The 17,098-nt window shown below is 68.8% G+C and carries 15 protein-coding genes and 1 tRNA gene; 13 read left to right on the forward strand and 3 right to left on the reverse strand.

Annotated features, from left to right (window positions below; all coding sequences use genetic code 11):
• Window positions 1-4 precede the first annotated feature (4 nt).
• The 10 genes from ACFVTC_RS07230 to ACFVTC_RS07275 all read left to right on the forward strand — a co-directional run bounded on the left by ACFVTC_RS07230 (window position 5) and on the right by ACFVTC_RS07275 (window position 12,774).
• On the forward strand, window positions 5-358 hold the full coding sequence (locus ACFVTC_RS07230) for a DUF4233 domain-containing protein (protein WP_390124837.1): 354 nt from the start codon (window positions 5-7) through the stop codon (window positions 356-358).
• A 126-nt stretch (window positions 359-484) separates the two neighbouring features.
• Entirely contained in the window at window positions 485-898 is a 414-nt protein-coding gene (gene ndk / locus ACFVTC_RS07235; protein WP_351717441.1) for a nucleoside-diphosphate kinase, read from the forward strand.
• A 325-nt stretch (window positions 899-1,223) separates the two neighbouring features.
• On the forward strand, window positions 1,224-2,243 hold the full coding sequence (locus tag ACFVTC_RS07240; protein ID WP_153290602.1) for a rod shape-determining protein: 1,020 nt from the start codon (window positions 1,224-1,226) through the stop codon (window positions 2,241-2,243).
• A 183-nt stretch (window positions 2,244-2,426) separates the two neighbouring features.
• A complete protein-coding gene (gene mreC, locus ACFVTC_RS07245; protein ID WP_390124840.1) occupies window positions 2,427-3,371 on the forward strand; it encodes a rod shape-determining protein MreC in 945 nt (314 codons plus the stop codon).
• 12 nt (window positions 3,372-3,383) lie between these two features.
• A complete protein-coding gene (gene mreD, locus ACFVTC_RS07250) occupies window positions 3,384-4,052 on the forward strand; it encodes a rod shape-determining protein MreD (RefSeq protein ID WP_266699173.1) in 669 nt (222 codons plus the stop codon).
• Window positions 4,053-4,150: 98 nt separating this feature from the next.
• Window positions 4,151-6,409 (forward strand): penicillin-binding protein 2, encoded by a 2,259-nt coding sequence (mrdA, locus tag ACFVTC_RS07255; protein WP_390124843.1) that lies wholly within the window; start codon window positions 4,151-4,153, stop codon window positions 6,407-6,409.
• A complete protein-coding gene (gene rodA / locus ACFVTC_RS07260) occupies window positions 6,406-7,602 on the forward strand; it encodes a rod shape-determining protein RodA (RefSeq protein ID WP_390124845.1) in 1,197 nt (398 codons plus the stop codon). The genes mrdA and rodA overlap by 4 nt, the downstream gene beginning before the upstream one ends.
• Before the next feature lie 531 nt (window positions 7,603-8,133).
• Complete coding sequence (locus ACFVTC_RS07265) at window positions 8,134-9,723, forward strand: CHAD domain-containing protein (RefSeq protein WP_390124847.1); 1,590 nt, start codon at window positions 8,134-8,136, stop codon at window positions 9,721-9,723.
• An 80-nt stretch (window positions 9,724-9,803) separates the two neighbouring features.
• Entirely contained in the window at window positions 9,804-11,774 is a 1,971-nt protein-coding gene (locus ACFVTC_RS07270; protein WP_390124849.1) for a TIGR03960 family B12-binding radical SAM protein, read from the forward strand.
• A gap of 811 nt (window positions 11,775-12,585) precedes the next feature.
• Window positions 12,586-12,774 carry a hypothetical protein gene (locus ACFVTC_RS07275; RefSeq protein ID WP_390124851.1) on the forward strand — a complete coding sequence of 63 codons (189 nt, stop codon included), beginning with the start codon at window positions 12,586-12,588 and terminating at the stop codon, window positions 12,772-12,774.
• 130 nt (window positions 12,775-12,904) lie between these two features.
• On the opposite strand, the gene ACFVTC_RS07280 is transcribed toward ACFVTC_RS07275, so the two are convergent.
• Window positions 12,905-12,985: transfer RNA gene (locus ACFVTC_RS07280), tRNA-OTHER, on the reverse strand.
• Complete coding sequence (locus ACFVTC_RS07285; protein WP_381241162.1) at window positions 12,969-13,172, reverse strand: hypothetical protein; 204 nt, start codon at window positions 13,170-13,172, stop codon at window positions 12,969-12,971. The genes ACFVTC_RS07280 and ACFVTC_RS07285 overlap by 17 nt, the downstream gene beginning before the upstream one ends.
• An 815-nt stretch (window positions 13,173-13,987) precedes the next feature.
• Between ACFVTC_RS07285 and ACFVTC_RS07290 the strand changes: the two genes are divergently transcribed.
• The gene (locus tag ACFVTC_RS07290; protein ID WP_390124853.1) at window positions 13,988-15,037 is read left to right on the forward strand and encodes a hypothetical protein; all 1,050 of its coding nucleotides are present in this window, start codon (window positions 13,988-13,990) and stop codon (window positions 15,035-15,037) included.
• A 206-nt stretch (window positions 15,038-15,243) separates the two neighbouring features.
• Here ACFVTC_RS07290 and ACFVTC_RS07295 read toward each other — a convergent pair whose 3' ends face one another.
• Window positions 15,244-15,696: a LuxR C-terminal-related transcriptional regulator gene (locus tag ACFVTC_RS07295; RefSeq protein ID WP_390124855.1), complete on the reverse strand. Its 453-nt coding sequence runs from the start codon at window positions 15,694-15,696 to the stop codon at window positions 15,244-15,246.
• Between ACFVTC_RS07295 and ACFVTC_RS07300 the strand changes: the two genes are divergently transcribed.
• Together ACFVTC_RS07300 and ACFVTC_RS07305 are read left to right on the forward strand one after the other, a co-directional pair.
• Window positions 15,695-16,195 (forward strand): hypothetical protein, encoded by a 501-nt coding sequence (locus tag ACFVTC_RS07300; protein WP_390124857.1) that lies wholly within the window; start codon window positions 15,695-15,697, stop codon window positions 16,193-16,195. The two genes, ACFVTC_RS07295 and ACFVTC_RS07300, sit on opposite strands and share 2 nt — an antisense overlap.
• 112 nt (window positions 16,196-16,307) lie before the next feature.
• Window positions 16,308-16,898, forward strand: a complete 591-nt coding sequence (locus ACFVTC_RS07305; protein ID WP_390124859.1) for a hypothetical protein — start codon at window positions 16,308-16,310, stop codon at window positions 16,896-16,898.
• The last annotated feature ends 200 nt before the right edge of the window (window positions 16,899-17,098 follow it).

The raw sequence follows: 17,098 nt of genomic DNA on the forward strand, positions 1-17,098 counted from the left end.
CCCCGTGCGTACGCTCTGTGCTTCGACCCTGATCGGCGAGTTCTTCGTCGTCGGCTTCGCCGGGCTGGTCGCGATGAAGGACCCGGGGCTGTCCACGGCCACCGTCTGGACGGTCAGCGGGATCGTCATGGTGCTGAGTGTCCTGCTCTGTGGCATGATCACCCGGCCCGGCGGCGTGCAGCTCGGCTGGGCCCTCCAGATCGTGCTGATCGCCAGCGGGTTCTTCGTGACCTCGATGTTCTTCCTGGGCGCGATCTTCGCGGCGCTGTGGTGGGCTTCGGTGCACTACGGCCGGAAGATCGACGAGGCGAAGGCGCGGTTCGCCGCGCGGGCGGAGGCGGAGGGGCACGCCGCGTAGCGGACGCGCCCCACGGCTTCCGCGCGGGTCCCGAGGCTCCGTACCACCTGACTCTGCGTGACACCCACCCCGACACGCCCTGTAGCCTCGGTCACCCGCACACTTGTGACCTGAAGGAGCACCACCGTGAGCCAGCGCACCCTCGTCCTCCTCAAGCCCGACACCGTCCGTCGTGGCCTGACCGGCGAGATCATCAGCCGCATCGAGCGCAAGGCCGGCTGGCAGATCACCGCGCTGGAGCTGCGGACGCTGGACCAGGACACGCTGGAGCAGCACTACGGCGAACACAAGGGCAAGCCCTTCTACGAGCCGCTCGTCGAGTTCATGGCGTCCGGCCCGGTCGTGGCGCTGGTCGTCGAGGGCGAGCGGGTCATCGAAGGGGTGCGGGCGCTGGCCGGCCCCACCGACCCGATCGCCGCGGCCCCCGGCTCCATCCGCGGGGACTACGGCGTGATCGTCCGCGAGAACCTGATCCACGCCTCCGACTCCGAGGAGTCCGCCGAGCGTGAGCTGAAGATCTTCTTTCCCGGCCGCGGCTGAGTTCCACGGACCGCGCGAGCGCTAATTTTCCGCGAATTTTTCGCGGGACCGTCTCGTCATTCGGATGTCCGATCCGGGGCGGCCGCGAAATTTCCGGCCGTCCTGTGGCATATGCGTGCCGATCGGGGGAACGCGTGCCCCCGATGGCCCGTCTCCACAAGCGGGGCGGCGTCGCACATGCTGACAATGGCGAAGACCCTCGCGCAGTGTTCGTGCAGGCGCGTCTACGATGTAAGCCTTCACGTCACAGCACCCACCTCGCCTTACCTGACAAGCCGTCAAAGCTCCACTTGGGAAGGCCAGACGAATCCTGATGGGGAACTCAATGTCGTTCATCGGCCGTGACATGGCTGTCGACCTCGGGACCGCCAACACGCTGGTGTACGTCAGGGGTCGCGGGATCGTACTCAACGAGCCGTCCGTCGTCGCGATCAACACCAACACCGGTGGCATTCTCGCGGTCGGCGCGGAGGCCAAGAAGATGATCGGGCGGACCCCCGGCAACATCGTTGCCGTACGTCCGCTGAAGGACGGTGTCATCGCCGACTTCGAGATCACCGAGCGCATGCTCCGCTACTTCATCCTGAAGATCCACAAGCGGCGCTACCTCGCCCGTCCACGTGTCGTCGTCTGTGTGCCCTCCGGCATCACGGGCGTCGAGCGCCGTGCCGTCATCGAGGCGTCGTCCCAGGCCGGCGCCCGCCAGGTGCACATCATCGAGGAGCCCATGGCCGCGGCCATCGGTTCCGGCCTGCCGGTCCACGAGGCCACGGGCAACATGGTGGTGGACATCGGCGGCGGCACCACGGAGGTCGCGGTGATCTCGCTCGGCGGCATCGTCACCGCCCAGTCCATCCGCGTCGCGGGCGACGAACTGGACAACGCGATCATCCAGCACATCAAGAAGGAGTACAGCCTCCTCCTCGGTGAGCGGACCGCGGAACAGATCAAGATCACGATCGGTTCCGCGTACGACCTCGACACTGACGAGCACACCGAAATCCGTGGCCGGGATCTCGTCTCCGGGCTGCCCAAGACCGTCGTCATCTCCGCGGCCGAAGTCCGCAAGGCGATCGAGGAACCGGTCAACGCGATCGTCGACGCCGTGAAGACGACGCTCGACAAGTGCCCGCCGGAGCTGTCGGGCGACGTGATGGACCGCGGAATCGTTCTGACCGGCGGCGGAGCCCTGCTGCGTGGTCTCGACGAGCGGCTGCGCCGCGAGACCGGCATGCCGATCCACATCGCCGAGGACCCGCTGGACAGCGTGGCGCTCGGCGCCGGCAAGTGCGTCGAGGAGTTCGAGGCGCTCCAGCAGGTGCTGGACGCCCAGCCGCGCAGATGAGGTAACTCTTCGGTTCCGCCGTACGAGATGATCTCCTCTCGTACGGCGGATCGTTGATATAGAGGCATAAGCTCACCCAAAGAGCCTCTTGGGGCAGCCTCTTGGGGAGGCCCTTCGGTCAGTCCTGCGGGCTGCCCTCTTTGGGTACGACGAATTCCGACGAGGAAGGCACGGCCGCCGCACGTGAGGGACACACGAGAGAGCCGGCTGCTCCTGGTGCTGCTGATCGCCATCGCGTTCGCTCTGATCACGGTGGACATCCGGGGCGGAGAGGACTCACCGGTCCAGGGCGCCCGTCAGGCCGCCGCGACAGTCTTCGGCCCGATCGAGAACGGGGTGTCCTCCGCGGTCGACCCCGTCGGCAACGCGATCACCGCGGTCCGCGACTCGGACGACCGGCACGACCGCGTCGCCCGGCTCGAACACGACAACGCGGCGCTGAAGGCGAAACTCGGCAGCGACGACCGCAATCGCAGCCGGCTGGGCCAGCTCAACAAGATGCTGCGCATGGCCGGCGACGGACAGTACGGCATCAAGGGCGCCGAGGTCATCGCCATAGGAGCGGCCCAGGGCTTCTCCTGGACCGTGACGATCGACGTCGGCGCGAACGACGGCATCACCCGCGACATGACCGTCCTGAACGGCGACGGACTGGTCGGACGCGTCACCACCGTCGGCCCCGACACCTCCACCGTGCTGCTCGCCAACGACCCCGACTTCACGGTCGGCACACGCATGGAGTCGAGCGACGAACTCGGCTTCGCCTCCGGACAGGGCGACCGCCCGCTGCGGGTCGAGCTGCTCAACGGCAAGGCCAAGATCAAGAAGGGCGACCGCCTGGTCACGTTCGGCTCGCAGGCCGACAAGCCCTTCGTCCCCGGCGTCCCGGTCGGCGTGGTCTCCCGCGTCGACCCCTCCGGCGGCGGCCTGACCCGCACGGTCTACGTGACGCCGTACGCCTCGTTCACGAAGCTCGACATCGTCGGCGTCGTCGTCCGGGCCCCGCGCAAGGACCCCCGCGACGAGGTCCTGCCCCCCAAGCCCAGACCGACGCCCACGCCGACCGTGACCGTCACGGTCACCCCCTCGGCGGACGCCCCCCTCGACGGCCAGCAGCAACAGCAGTAGGAGCCGAACCCCATGCGTCTCAACCGGATGCTGCTCTCCACCACCCTGGTGGTCGTCGCCCTGGTGATCCAGGTGAGCGTCCTCGCCCGTCTCCACCTCCCCGGTGCCGTCCCGGACCTGGTCCTCCTGACCGTGCTGGCCCTCGCCATGGTCTACGGCCATGTGGGCGGCGCCCTCATCGGCTTCGGCGCGGGCCTGCTCGCCGACCTCGCCCCGCCCGCCGACCACGCCGCCGGGCGCTACGCCCTCGTGCTGTGCGTCATCGGCTATCTCGCCGGTCTGGTGAAGCCGGAGAACGGCCAGCTCAAGTCCGCGACCGGACCGATGGCCGTGGTCGTCGCCGCCGCGGTCGGTTCCACCCTGCTCTACGCCGGTGTCGGCGCCCTGGTCGGCGACACCGCCGCCCGCCATGTGGGTCTCGGCAGCCTGCTGTTCACGGCCGCGCTGTACGACCTGCTGCTCGCGCCGTTCGTGGTGCCGGGGCTGATGGCGCTGGCCCGGCGCGCGGAGAACAACCCGCTCGGCGAGTCCGGCGCGTCCGCCAAGGCCGCCGACGTCTCCTCGGGGTGGCTCGCCTCCGGCACCGGTCTGCGCATCGGCAGCCAGCGCGGTATGCGGGTCAAGGCGGCCAGGGCGCGCGTCGCCCGCGCGGGGCGCATCAAGGGGGTCAAGCGACTGTGACCGCGGATGAGTTCACTCCGGGCGCCGTGGCTCGCGCACACAGGTTGGCCGGGTATTCGTATGTCTCGTACACACACTGAGAGGGGGAGGCAGCAGCAGTGACCAACATCCCCGAGACCGGCAGGACCCCACGGGTCCAGATCCGGCTCGTCGTCATCCAGATTCTCGTGCTCTCCCTCCTCGGCACCCTCGGCGGCCGCCTCTGGTACCTCCAGATCCGCAACGGCGACGAGTACGCCAAGGAAGCCTCCGGCAACCACGTCCAGCAGGTCGTCCAGCCCGCCGTGCGCGGCTCGATCCTCGACGCGCGCGGTGTGCCGATCGCCGACAACGAGACCCGGCTCGTGGTCTCCGCCTCACGCACCGACCTCCTGAAGATGAAGGACGACGGCAAGGCGGTCCTGACCAAGCTCGCCGACGTGCTCGGCGAGAAGCCCGAGGACGTCATCCAGAAGGTCCGGCTGTGCGACGCGAAGACCCCGCAGCCCTGCTGGAACGGTTCGCCCTACCAGCCGATCCCCATCACGGACGAGGCCACCGCCAAGCAGGCCCTGCAGATCCGTGAACGCTCCGAGGACTTCCCCGGCATCACCGCCGAGCCCGAGGCCGTACGGCGCTACGCCGCTCCCGGCAAGTCCAACACCGCGCAGGTCCTCGGCTACCTCTCGCCGGTCACCGACGCCGAGATCACCAAGGCCAAGGACACCGAGTCGCCGTACCTGCGCTCCGACCAGGTCGGCCGCTCCGGTCTCGAGCGCCAGTACGACAAGCAACTGCGCGGCAAGGCCGGCGTCACCCGCTACGAGGTCGACAACCTGGGCCGTGTCATCGGTAAGGCCAAGAGCGACAAGGCCGAGTCCGGCGCGAACCTCGTCACCAGCATCGACGCCCGCGTCCAGCGCGTCGCCGAGTACGAGCTGAACAACGCGATGAAGGTCGCCCGTACCCAGTACGACAAGATCACCAGCGAGAACTACAAGGCCGACTCCGGCGCGGTCGTCGTGATGGAGGCCAAGACCGGCCGGATCGTCGCCATGGCGTCCAACCCGACGTACGACCCGAACGCCTGGGTCGGCGGCATCTCCGCCAAGGACTACACGCGGCTCACCGGCAAGGACTCCGACTACCCGCTGCTCAACAGGGCCATACAGGGTCAGTCCGCGCCCGGTTCGACGTTCAAGGTCGTCTCCACGGCCGCCGCGGTCGAGGCCGGCTACGCCTTCGACGGCAACTACCCCTGCACGAGCTCCTACTCGGTGGGCAGCCAGGTCTTCAAGAACTTCGAGGGCGAGAACTTCGGCCCCATCTCACTCGGCCGGGCCCTCGAGGTCTCCTGCGACACCGTCTTCTACGGCCTCGCCGACAACGAGTGGAAGAAGGACGGCGGCATCAACCCGAAGAAGACCCCCAAGGACTACTTCTACAAGGCCGCCCACCAGTTCGGCCTCGGCAAGGAGACCGGCGTCGACCTGCCCAACGAGGTCACCGGCCGGGTCCCCGACCGCCAGTGGAAGCAGAACTACTGGAAGGCCAACAAGGCCGTCTGGTGCAAGACCGGCAAGAAGAACGGCGACTACGTCCAGCGGATCGCGTACGAGAACTGCCTCGAAGGCAACAAGATGCGCGAGGGCGACTCGATCAACTACTCCATCGGCCAGGGCGACACCCTCGTCACCCCGATCCAGGAAGCCATGATCTACGGGGCGATCGCCAACGGTGGCACCGTGCACACGCCCACCATCGGCAAGGCGATCGTCAGCGCCGACGGCCGGAGCGTCGAGGAGATCAAGCCCAAGGTCCGCGGGAAGCTGCCGGTCAGCAAGGCCACGCTCAAGGGCATGAACGCGGCCCTGGAGGGCGTCGTCACCCGCGGAACGGCCGCCTGGAAGTTCGGTGGCTGGCCGCAGGACAAGATCCCGTTGCACGCCAAGACCGGTACCGCCGAGGTCTACGGCAAGCAGACGACCTCCTGGCTCGCCACCTACTCCAAGGACTACACGATCGTCATGACGATCGCCCAGGCCGGTACGGGCTCCGGAGCCTCCGGTGAGGCCGTCCGCAACATCTACAACGCCCTGTACGGCGTCTCGCCCGACGGTGCCATCGACAAGAAGAAGGCCCTGCTCCCCACCCCGCAGAAGAGCCTTCCCAAGATCCAGCCCGACGGCTCGATCGACTCCCCGGAGATCTCCAAGGACCCGGCCAAGGACCAGCAGGCCAACAAGAAGGACACCTCCGGCACCACCGACCAGCAGCAGGACGGGGCCACCACGCCGTCGCCGAACGCGAGCAACCGCAACACCCGCAGGCGCTCGGAACGCCCGCGGAAGCGGCGGAGGATGAGGATCCTGACATGACCGGAGCGAACAACTTCTCCGTCTCCGGGTACGGCCCCGAGCGCGGCGGCATGTCGCGGCTGCTCGCCCGCGACTCGCTGGCCCGCCGCCTCGACTGGCCGATACTGCTGTCGGCCGTCGCGCTGTCGCTGATCGGCTCGGCCCTCGTCTACTCGGCAACCCGCAACCGCACCGAGATCAACCAGGGCGACCCGTACTACTTCCTCATCCGCCACCTCATGAACACCGGCATCGGCATCGCTCTGATGATCGGCACGGTCTGGCTCGGCCACCGCACCCTGCGCACCGCGGTCCCGATCCTGTACGGCCTCTCGGTCTTCATGATCCTGCTGGTGCTCACCCCGCTCGGCGCGACGATCAACGGCCAGCGCAACTGGCTCGTCGCGGGCGGTCTCTCGCTCCAGCCCGCCGAGTTCACCAAGATCACGATCATCCTGGGCATGGCGATGCTGCTGGCCACCCGGGTGGACGCGGGCGACAAGCAGTACCCGGACCACCGCACCGTGCTCCAGGCACTGGGCCTCGCGGCCGTCCCGATGATGATCGTCATGCTCATGCCCGACCTCGGCACGATCATGGTCGCGGTCATCATCGTGCTCGGTGTGCTGCTCGCCTCCGGCGCCTCCAACCGCTGGGTGTTCGGCCTGCTCGGGGCCGGCGCGCTGGGCGCGGTGGCGATCTGGCAGCTCAAGATCCTCGACGAGTACCAGATCAACCGCTTCGCCGCCTTCGCCAACCCCGACCTCGACCCCGCCGGCGTCGGCTACAACACCAACCAGGCGCGGATCGCCATCGGCTCCGGCGGCCTCTTCGGCACCGGCCTGGGGCACGGCTCCCAGACGACCGGCCAGTTCGTCCCCGAACAGCAGACGGACTTCGTCTTCACGGTCGCGGGCGAGGAACTGGGCTTCGTGGGCGCCGGCCTCATCCTGTTCCTGCTCGGCGTCGTCCTGTGGCGGGCCTGCCGCATCGCCCGCGAGACCACCGAGCTGTACGGCACGATCGTCGCCGCCGGCATCATCGCCTGGTTCGCCTTCCAGGCATTCGAGAACGTCGGCATGACGCTCGGCATCATGCCGGTCGCCGGCCTCCCCCTCCCGTTCGTCTCCTACGGCGGTTCATCGATGTTCGCGGTATGGGTGGCGGTGGGCCTGCTGCAGTCGATCAGAGTCCAACGGCCCATGTCGGCGTAGGTCTTTGGCGGTTGGGCGGGGAGGTGTCGCGCGGGGCGCCGGGCGGGGCGCTCCGCGGGGTGTCCCGCGAGGTGCCTCCGGCGCCCGTCGGTGTTCGTGGCGCCCGTCGGTGTCCGCGGCGGCCCGGTGGCCGGGGCTCGGGCGGCGTGATGGCGCGGGGCGGGCCGATCGGGCCCCCGGAGCGGGCCGGGGCTCTGGGAACGGGGACCGCCTGATGTTCCCGCGGCCTCCTGGCGCCGGGAACCCGGACCGGCGTGGCGTTCCGCCGGGCTCCGGGCAGGGCCCGACTCGTGCCGGGGTGCCCGCGCCGGACGACGGCTGCCGCCCCCCGGATGCCGGTCGGGCCGGTTGGTTCGTTCGGGGCGGCCGGGTTTTTCGGACGAGATCGTTCAGGTGGCCCGGGGGACCGGGGACGACGGCCCCGGGGGAACGGCACGGGGAGCGGCGCCGGGGGCGAAATCCGGTCTCCCGCGACCGTCCCGGCAGGTCCGGGCACTGCCATCCCGGCCCCGCTGCCACTAGATTCGGGTCATGGCGGACACCAAGCGAGAAATCGAGCGGAAGTACGAGGGCTCTCCCACCGGAGGTGACCCGGCCCTGCCGGACCTGACCCGCGTCCCCGGAGTCTCCGGCGTCATCGACAAGGGCGTGGCGGACCTCGACGCCACCTACTACGACACGGCCGACCAACGACTCGCCGCCGCCTCCCTCACCCTGCGCCGCCGCACCGGCGGCGGCGACGCCGGCTGGCACCTCAAACTCCCCGTCTCCGAAGGCGTCCGCGACGAGATCCGCGCCCCGCTCTCCGACACCGTCCCCGACTCCCTGTCCGCCCTCGTACGTTCCCGGGTGCGCGAAGCCGAACTCGTGCCCGTCGTACGCCTGCTGTCGGCCCGGGACGTCCGCCACCTCGTCGACGCCTCCGGAGCCCTGCTCGCCGAGGTCAGTGTCGACCGCGTCCGGGCGGAGCGCCTCAGCGGCGGTACCGGCGTCGCCGAGTGGACGGAGATCGAGGTGGAGCTCGCCGACGACGGCGATCCGGCCTTCCTCGACAAGGTGGAGAAGAAGCTCCGCAAGGCGGGCCTCGAACGCTCCTCGTCGAAGTCCAAACTCGCCAGGGCCCTCAGCGACACGGACACCACGGACACCACGAAGACCACGGACACCACCAAGACCACCAAGGCCACCAAGGCCACTGACACCACAAAGAAGCGGGTCGCGCCCGCGCTCGCGCCCGCGGACCGCGCCCCGCGGACGGCTGGGGACCACGTCCTCGCCTACCTCCGTACCCAGCGCGACGCCATCGTCGAACTGGACCCCGCCGTCCGCCGCGACCTGCACGACTCCGTCCACAGCATGCGCGTCGCCACCCGCCGTATGCGCAGCGCCTTCCGCTCGTACGGCAAGATCCTCGACCGCGCCGTCACCGACCCGATCGGCGAGGAACTGAAGTGGCTCGCCGGCGAGCTGGGCGTCGGCCGTGACCAGGAAGTCCTCACCGAACGCCTGACGGCGGCGCTCGACGAGCTCCCGGGTGCCCTGCTCACCGGCCCCGTCCGCGACCGTCTGCACACCTGGTCGCAGGCCCGCGGTGACGGCTCCCGACGCCACGTGATCGCCGTACTGGACGGCAGCCGCTACCTGGACCTGCTGGCGGCGCTCGACGGTGTGGTGACCGGCCCGCCCCTGCTGAAGGCCGCGGCGGGCGACCCCTCGAAGGTGATCACCAAGGCCGTACGGAAGGACTTCGCGAAGGTCTCCGCACGGGTCGACGAGGCCCTCGACCTGGCCCCCGGCGCCGAGCGCGACCTCGCGATGCACGAGGCCCGCAAGAAGGCCAAGCGCACCCGGTACGGGGCCGAGGCCGCCACCCCCGCCCTCGGCGGACCCGCGGCGGGCCTGGTCAAGGCGATGAAGTCGCTGCAGAGCCTGCTCGGCGACCACCAGGACAGCGTGATGGCCCGCGAGGCCCTGCGCGAGCTGGCCGCCCAGGCCCACGCGGCGGGCGAGAGCGCGTTCACGTACGGGTTGCTGTACGGCCGTGAGGAGCGGCGCGCGGCGGCGGTCGAGGCGGCTTTCCCGGGGGAGTGGGAGTCGATCAGGGGAGGCAGCGGCATCTGATCGTACGGAGGCCGCTCCCGGCCGCGTTACGCTGGATGGTCACCCCTGTCAGTACGTTCCAGCTCACGAAGGTTCGCGAGATGCCTGCCGAAGCCGCTGTATCGGTGTTTCCACAGCTCGAAGCTCTGCTCCCGCATGTGCAGAAGCCGATCCAGTACGTCGGCGGAGAGCTCAACTCCACGGTCAAGCCCTGGGAAGCCTGCGACGTCCGCTGGGCGCTGATGTACCCCGACGCCTACGAGGTCGGACTGCCCAACCAGGGCGTCATGATCCTCTACGAGGTCCTCAACGAGCGTGAGGGCGTCCTCGCCGAGCGCACGTACAGCGTCTGGCCGGACCTGGAGGAGCTGATGCGCGAGCACCGGGTCCCCCAGTTCACGGTGGACAGCCACCGCCCGGTGAAGGCATTCGACGTCTTCGGACTGTCCTTCTCCACGGAGCTGGGCTACACGAACATGCTGACGGCCCTGGACCTGGCCGGGATCCCCCTGGAGTCCAAGGACCGCACCCTCGACGACCCGATCGTGCTGGCCGGCGGTCACGCGGCCTTCAACCCCGAGCCCGTCGCCGACTTCATCGACGCCGCGATCATCGGTGACGGCGAGCAGGCCGTGCTCGACATGACCGAGATCATCCGGGCCTGGAAGGCCGAGGGCCGTCCGGGTGGCCGCGAGGAGGTCCTCTTCCGCCTGGCGAAGACGGGCAACGTCTACATCCCGGCGTTCTACGACGTCGAGTACCTCGCCGACGGCCGGATCGCCCGTGTGGTGCCCAACAAGTCGGGCGTTCCGTGGCGCGTGTCGAAGCACACGGTCATGGACCTCGACGAGTGGCCCTACCCGAAGCAGCCCCTCGTCCCGCTCGCGGAGACGGTCCACGAGCGCATGTCCGTGGAGATCTTCCGCGGCTGCACGCGCGGCTGCCGCTTCTGCCAGGCGGGCATGATCACCCGTCCGGTCCGTGAGCGTTCCATCACGGGCATCGGCGACATGGTCGAGAAGGGCCTGAAGGCGACGGGGTTCGAGGAGGTGGGCCTGCTGTCCCTGTCCTCCGCGGACCACAGCGAGATCGGTGACCTCGCGAAGGGCCTCGCGGACCGGTACGAGGAGGACAAGATCGGCCTCTCCCTCCCCTCCACCCGTGTCGACGCCTTCAACGTGGACCTGGCGAACGAGCTGACGCGCAACGGCCGCCGCTCGGGCCTGACGTTCGCTCCCGAGGGCGGCTCGGAGCGCATGCGCAAGGTCATCAACAAGATGGTCTCGGAGGAGGACCTGATCCGGACCGTCTCCACCGCCTACGGCAACGGCTGGCGCCAGGTGAAGCTGTACTTCATGTGCGGCCTGCCGACGGAGACGGACGACGACGTCCTGCAGATCGCCGACATGGCGATGAACGTGATCGCCGAGGGCCGCAAGGTCTCCGGCCAGAACGACATCCGCTGCACGGTCTCGATCGGCGGCTTCGTCCCCAAGCCGCACACCCCCTTCCAGTGGGCCCCGCAGCTCTCCGCCGAGCAGACGGACGACCGCCTCGGGAAGCTCCGCGACAAGATCCGCGGCGACAAGAAGTACGGCCGCTCGATCGGCTTCCGCTACCACGACGGCAAGCCCGGCATCGTCGAGGGCCTGCTCTCCCGCGGAGACCGCCGTATCGGCTCGGTCATCCGCGCCGTCTACGAGGACGGCGGCCGCTTCGACGGCTGGCGCGAGCACTTCTCCTACGACCGGTGGATGGCCTGCGCCGAGAAGACCCTCCCCGCCTTCGGCGTGGACGTCGACTGGTACACGACCCGCGAGCGCACCTACGAGGAGGTCCTCCCCTGGGACCACCTCGACTCCGGCCTCGACAAGGACTGGCTCTGGGAGGACTGGCAGGACGCCCTCGACGAGACCGAGGTCGAGGACTGCCGCTGGACACCGTGCTTCGATTGTGGGGTCTGTCCTCAGATGGACACCCACATCCAGATCGGCCCGACAGGCAAGAAGCTGCTGCCGCTGACGGTCAAGAACGCGGCGCCTGCGCCCGCTTCGAGCGGTCACACGCACTGAGGTGAACGGGGCGCTCGATCGGGGGATTGAGGCGCTGGCGGGGGTGAGTGAGGACGAGGTCGCCGCGGCGTTGGCTGCGGTAGGCACTTCGGGCCCTCGCCGTTCCGCGTCGGCGGCGCCCTCCCGGACGCCGTTGCCGGGCCCTGGAGCTGCTGCGGGGATCGTCTCCGAGGTGGAGTGGACCTAGGGCAGGTTCGGCGCTGCCAAGCGGGATAGAGGACCATACGAGCCCCCTTCGCTTGACTGGGAGGGGGCTCGTTGGCTTTCCGTGACTTGTGGGTCCGTGAGCCGCGGCTTCCCTGAAGCGCACTGAGTTACAACCTTCTCCACTACTGATCAAGCCCCGGCTGCGCTCCGCTCCGCCGGGCGCGCTCCTGGCTCCGCTCCGCCGCCGTTCCTGCCTTCGGCCCGCTCCGGCGGGCTGCGCCAGCGCGCACACGAGGGCAAGCCCGGGGCGATGGGTTGATCACCGTACGTACGTCACGGTCACGGCGATGCCTCCGGCGGGGGATCGGCCGGCACCGGGATGGAAGGGGCGCCGTTCCCGGCCACAGGTCCGTAGGGGCGTGCGCGGGGTGCTCCCATCCCGTCTGCCGTCGACCCAGGCAGAGTTGAGCAGCCGCGGCCCAGGGCGTCCAGGTCGTTCGTACAGTGGCGCGCTCCACCTGGACGCACTAAACCAGGCCCGCTCCACGCTGTGTGGGTCGACGGCGGACGGGATGGGTCCTGGGGACAGTGGGGGGCAATGAAGTCGTGCTCTGCGAATCGGCCTGCTTCTCTGATCAGGACAACCGACGGCGGGAGGGGCGGCGTGAGTAAACGGCGGTACGTAGCGCGCGGAGTGCCAGGCGGATACCGGATCTGGGACAACAAGGGACGGCGCTGGTGGGGAGACCTGTACGAACTCTGCCCCGACGATCTGCTGACAGAGCTGAACAGCCGTGCTGATCCTGACGGAATCGCCACTCTCCTGAAGCGCTACCGAGCGCTGAAACGGTAGTCGTCGTTCGCCCGTGCCCTACGCGTGCCCGATCGACCGGGGAACACCGGCGAACAGTGGTCACGAGCGGGCATCAGCCATGACGAAGGCCCCCGACCGATGTTGTTGGTCAGGGGCCGTTCACCTGCGGTGGGTGTGGGATTCGAACTCACGGTGACATCGCTGCCACGACGGTTTTCAAGACCGTCCGCCGATCAGGAGTAGAACCCCCTGCCGTACTCCTCGGGCCCGACAGCGAAGTCGTCCGGACGATCACGGCGCAGCTCCTCATACCGGACCGCGAACACGTCAATGGCTTCATGAATCGTGCAGTCCAACGCTTCGCGGATCGTCTTGAGCGCGAAGATGATCCGGTGATCGACGATGTCGCGATCTACGCTTGCCGGCAGTGTGGTCACGGGTCCCCCGAAGTCGCTGTACAGCAGCGGAGTACAGCAACCGCACAGACCGCAGTCAACCGAGTAAGACCTCTGGCAAATCAACGGCCAGCCAATCGACCCTCAGTAACCGTCGCGCCCATAGTTCGCATCGAGGGGGCGCGGATCGGTCGGAGTGACAGGGGCAGTCAGACTCCACCAGGAATTCGCAGGTCAGGCCTGTGATTCTCCAGCCTCGCTCCTAAAGAGGTAGTCGGGGCTCTGACGGGACTGTGGGTGGCTTCGTACCCTCAGATGGACACCCACTCCAGATCGGCCCGACAGGCAAGCTGCCGCTGACGGTCAAGAACGCGGCGCCTGCGCCCGCTTCGAGTGGTCACACGCACTGAGGTGAACGGGGCGCTCGATCGGGTGGGCGGGGTGTCGGTGGGGGTGAGCGAGGACGGGGTGGCGGCCGCGTCGGCCGCGGTCGGCGTCTCGTCCCTCACCCGTCGACTCTGTCGACACCTTCTCGCTGCTGCCGGGACCTGAGGCGTCGCCGCACATCGTGTGCGAGGTGGAGCGGGTCTGAGGGCGCCTCAGTTCGCCCACCTGACCGGTCACATGGACTGACTGGCAGGCCCAGTTGATCAGGGAGCCATCTCGCATCAAGCGGGCGTGGAGCAGACTCGCAGGTCTCTTCGGGTTGTCCTCGCCACCGAACGAGGGAGTGGCCAGCGTGGCTGCATGCGCCGGAAATCGGTAAAGCACATTCTCGACGCGGTCGCGCATTTGTGTAGTGCGCCCATGCAGGCCCTGAGCCTGGACCCCGTCGATCCGAAAGCAGGGATGCCGCCTTGCCCGCACTTCGAGCCCTTGCCGGTGCCGTCGCGATTGCTGCGGCCGCCACCGCCGTCACCGCCGTCCCCGCGGTTGCCCACAGCCCTGAGCATGTGCGGTGCAAGACGAGTTCCCTTGTCGCCGCCATCACCAGAGCCAACGCCCGAGGTTTTGGCAAAATCAGTCTCGCCAAGGGCTGCGTCTACGACTTCACGGCACGCTTCTCGGGTGATGACGCGACACCTCCGATCAAGGTGCCTGTCACCATCGACGGAAACGGCGCCACTCTCCGGCGCGGTACCACCGCGAACCTCTTCCGCCTTCTCGATGTCGCGGCCGGTGGCAGGGTGACGCTCAGCGATCTCAAGATCGAGAATGGTGAAGTGACTGGCGACGGCGGGGGCGTCCTCGTCCAGGACAGGGGGACACTCCACGCGACATCCGTCCTCGTCAAAGGCAACACCGCCGGTAACAACGGTGGCGGCATCGAGAACCTGGGAACCCTGAGGCTCGTTCGGTCCAGGGTTGTCGACAACGATGCCGCAGGCTCGGGTGGGGGGATCTCCAGCGAGGGCTCCACCTCCGTCGTTTCCACCTCGATCGAGGACAACACGGCCGGCAGCTTTTTTGGCGGAGGCGTGTTCAACGACGACAGGATCACCATCTCCCGCAGCTCCATCACCGGCAACAGGGTCACGGCAGGCGACGGCGGCGGCCTCTGGAACGACTTCCGGATGACCGTCGACGACAGCACGATCGTCGACAACACCGCCAGCGACCACGGAGGGGGCGTCACCAACGCACAGCTCGGAAGAGCCACCTTCAACCGGAGCACCATCAAGAAGAACACCGCCGGTCTGCTGGCCGGCGGTATCTACAACGTCAACTCCGGCTCGTACCTCGTCCTCAACCGCAGCTCCGTCACCGAGAACAGCGCGAGCAGTGCCCCTGGAGGCGTGTTCGACGGGACCGGAAGCGTCGTGGTGAACAAACGCTCCCCCATCACGGGAAACCGTCCCACCAACTGCGTCGGCAGCCCCTCTCACGTGGCCGGTTGCACCGGCTGACCCGCCTCCCCACGTCCCGCCGCGGGCCCCGGGCTGTGCACCGCCGGTTCCCGTGCCCCTGCCGTGCCCGATCGACCGGCAACCAGCGGCGGACAGCGGGCAGTCACCGACAGCGCGCGCGACGACGGCCCCTGACCGATTCACCTGGTCAGGGGCCGTCCTGCGGTGGGTGTGATGCGGGTGTGGGATTCGGACCCGCCCTGCCGTCAGGTCGCCACCCGCTGCTTCTGCCGTCCGCGGCGCTGGTTCGGCGCAGGCAGCGCGGAGCGCAGTTGCCTGCGGGAGCTGAGCCCGAGGTTCGTGAAGACGTTGCCCAGGTGCCATTCCACCGTGCGTGGGCTGACGAAGAGTTCGGCCGCCCCGTTTCTCCGTGGCCCGTTCCCCGGGCCCTTTCCCCGGACGGACGTTCGCTGTTCCACGAGTGGGTGCCCCGCTGGTCCACGAGATCGCGACGATGGACAGCCCTCATCCGCTCCAGCGGCGATGTGTCCCTCCCGGCAGTGACGCCGGCACCCGGAACCTGACAGCGGGAGTCGGCGGAGGACCTGGGACTCCGCTGTCCCCGGCAGGCGCGGCCCAGCGAGGTACGCGCACCGGATGCGGGACGGTTCCGGCACGCGGCACAACCAGCGAGCGCCCTGGAGAGTCGTACGCGGCATGATCAGCTTGCGCGCACGGCACGCTCTCAGCGTCTCCACGCTCGTCGTGGTCCTGTCGTCATTGCTCCTCTCCTGCAGCGGTAGCCCGGGTACGACCTCGAGCGATGAGGAGTCTCCCGTCCGTAAGACGGTGTCGGCTCCCGCGACCGAGGAGCCGGCCGCCCCGAGCACGGTGGAACCGGCACCGGGGGCCGAGAAGGTCCGCGATGCGTTCGCCCGTCTCCAGGCCACCTACAACGACGGGTGCACGACCCCGGGGAACTGCGAGTACTTCCTGGGGCGGGTGCTCGATGAGCTCAACAGTCTCGACAAGGCGATGAAAGCGGACCCCCAGGGCCCCGGGCACTTCAAGGAACCCCTCGCATGGAACGTGGAACTGCGGGCCGAACTGGGCGACGACAGCTCCTTCGAGAACCTCAAGAAACACCAAGACCTGCTCACCGGAACGCGAGACAAGATCAATACCTGGATGCAGGGTCACCCGGAGGACTACCGATGAGGCCGAGGCCGGAGGGGCCGGGGGCCATCGAGGTGCTTCGGCCTCTCAGCGCGACCGGCAGCGCGTCCGGGGTGTCGTACCCGTCGTGATCGAAGCACGTACGGAACGCGGCGTGAGGTGGTCGCCGGCCGTCTCCTCGGCAGCGGGCGCCGGGAGTCTGGTCCTCGCGGCCGTGGCGAGTTGGAGCAGCCTTCTGCTGGTCGTCCGGGGGCGGGTGGTGCCCGGCTGGGGGGTGAGCGCGGCTCTGCTTGTCCTGTCGCTCGTTCTCCGGTGGGTCCTCACCCGGGTGGGCCGCCCGGCGGCTGCCGCGAGGCTCCCGCGGAAGCGGGTCAGGTGGGCTCGGCCGGGGAGGACTCTGCTGATCGTCATGGCGGTGCTCGGCACTGTGTGGGGAGCGGTGGACGACCTGATCTCGGATGCGGAGTACTACGTGCTGAGCCCCGTGGGACCGGAGGGCTGCACGGCCGTGGTGCGGGAGACGTCCTTTCTCGTGATCGGCAACGGTGAGGCGTACGCGGTGGGGCGTACCGGCCTGGCTCTGGGCGCGTCGGGATCCTGGACGGTCGACGACGGTTACCGGCCCGTCGGCGCAGGCACGTACGAGTTGGACTGGGGGCGGGACCGCGGTCTTCTGCGGATCGTCGGCACGAGCACCGATCCGGTCCTGTACGGGGGTTCGGCCGACATCGACTGCGGGTGGTGAGGCCGGTCGCGCTCGCCGGCCCGCCGGGCGCGTGGCCACGACGGTGCCGAAGGTGCTGTACGGCGGCGCGGTACCGCAACGCGTTCGCCCGACGGGGCCTCGTATCGGCGACCCGGCGCGAGCCGGCTGACATCGACGGGCCGACATCGACCGGCTGACATCGACCGGTCGACACCAGCCGGCCGGGATCCGTCAGCCGA

The organism is Streptomyces sp. NPDC057950 (assembly GCF_042887295.1).
GTDB lineage: Bacteria > Actinomycetota > Actinomycetes > Streptomycetales > Streptomycetaceae > Streptomyces > Streptomyces kaempferi.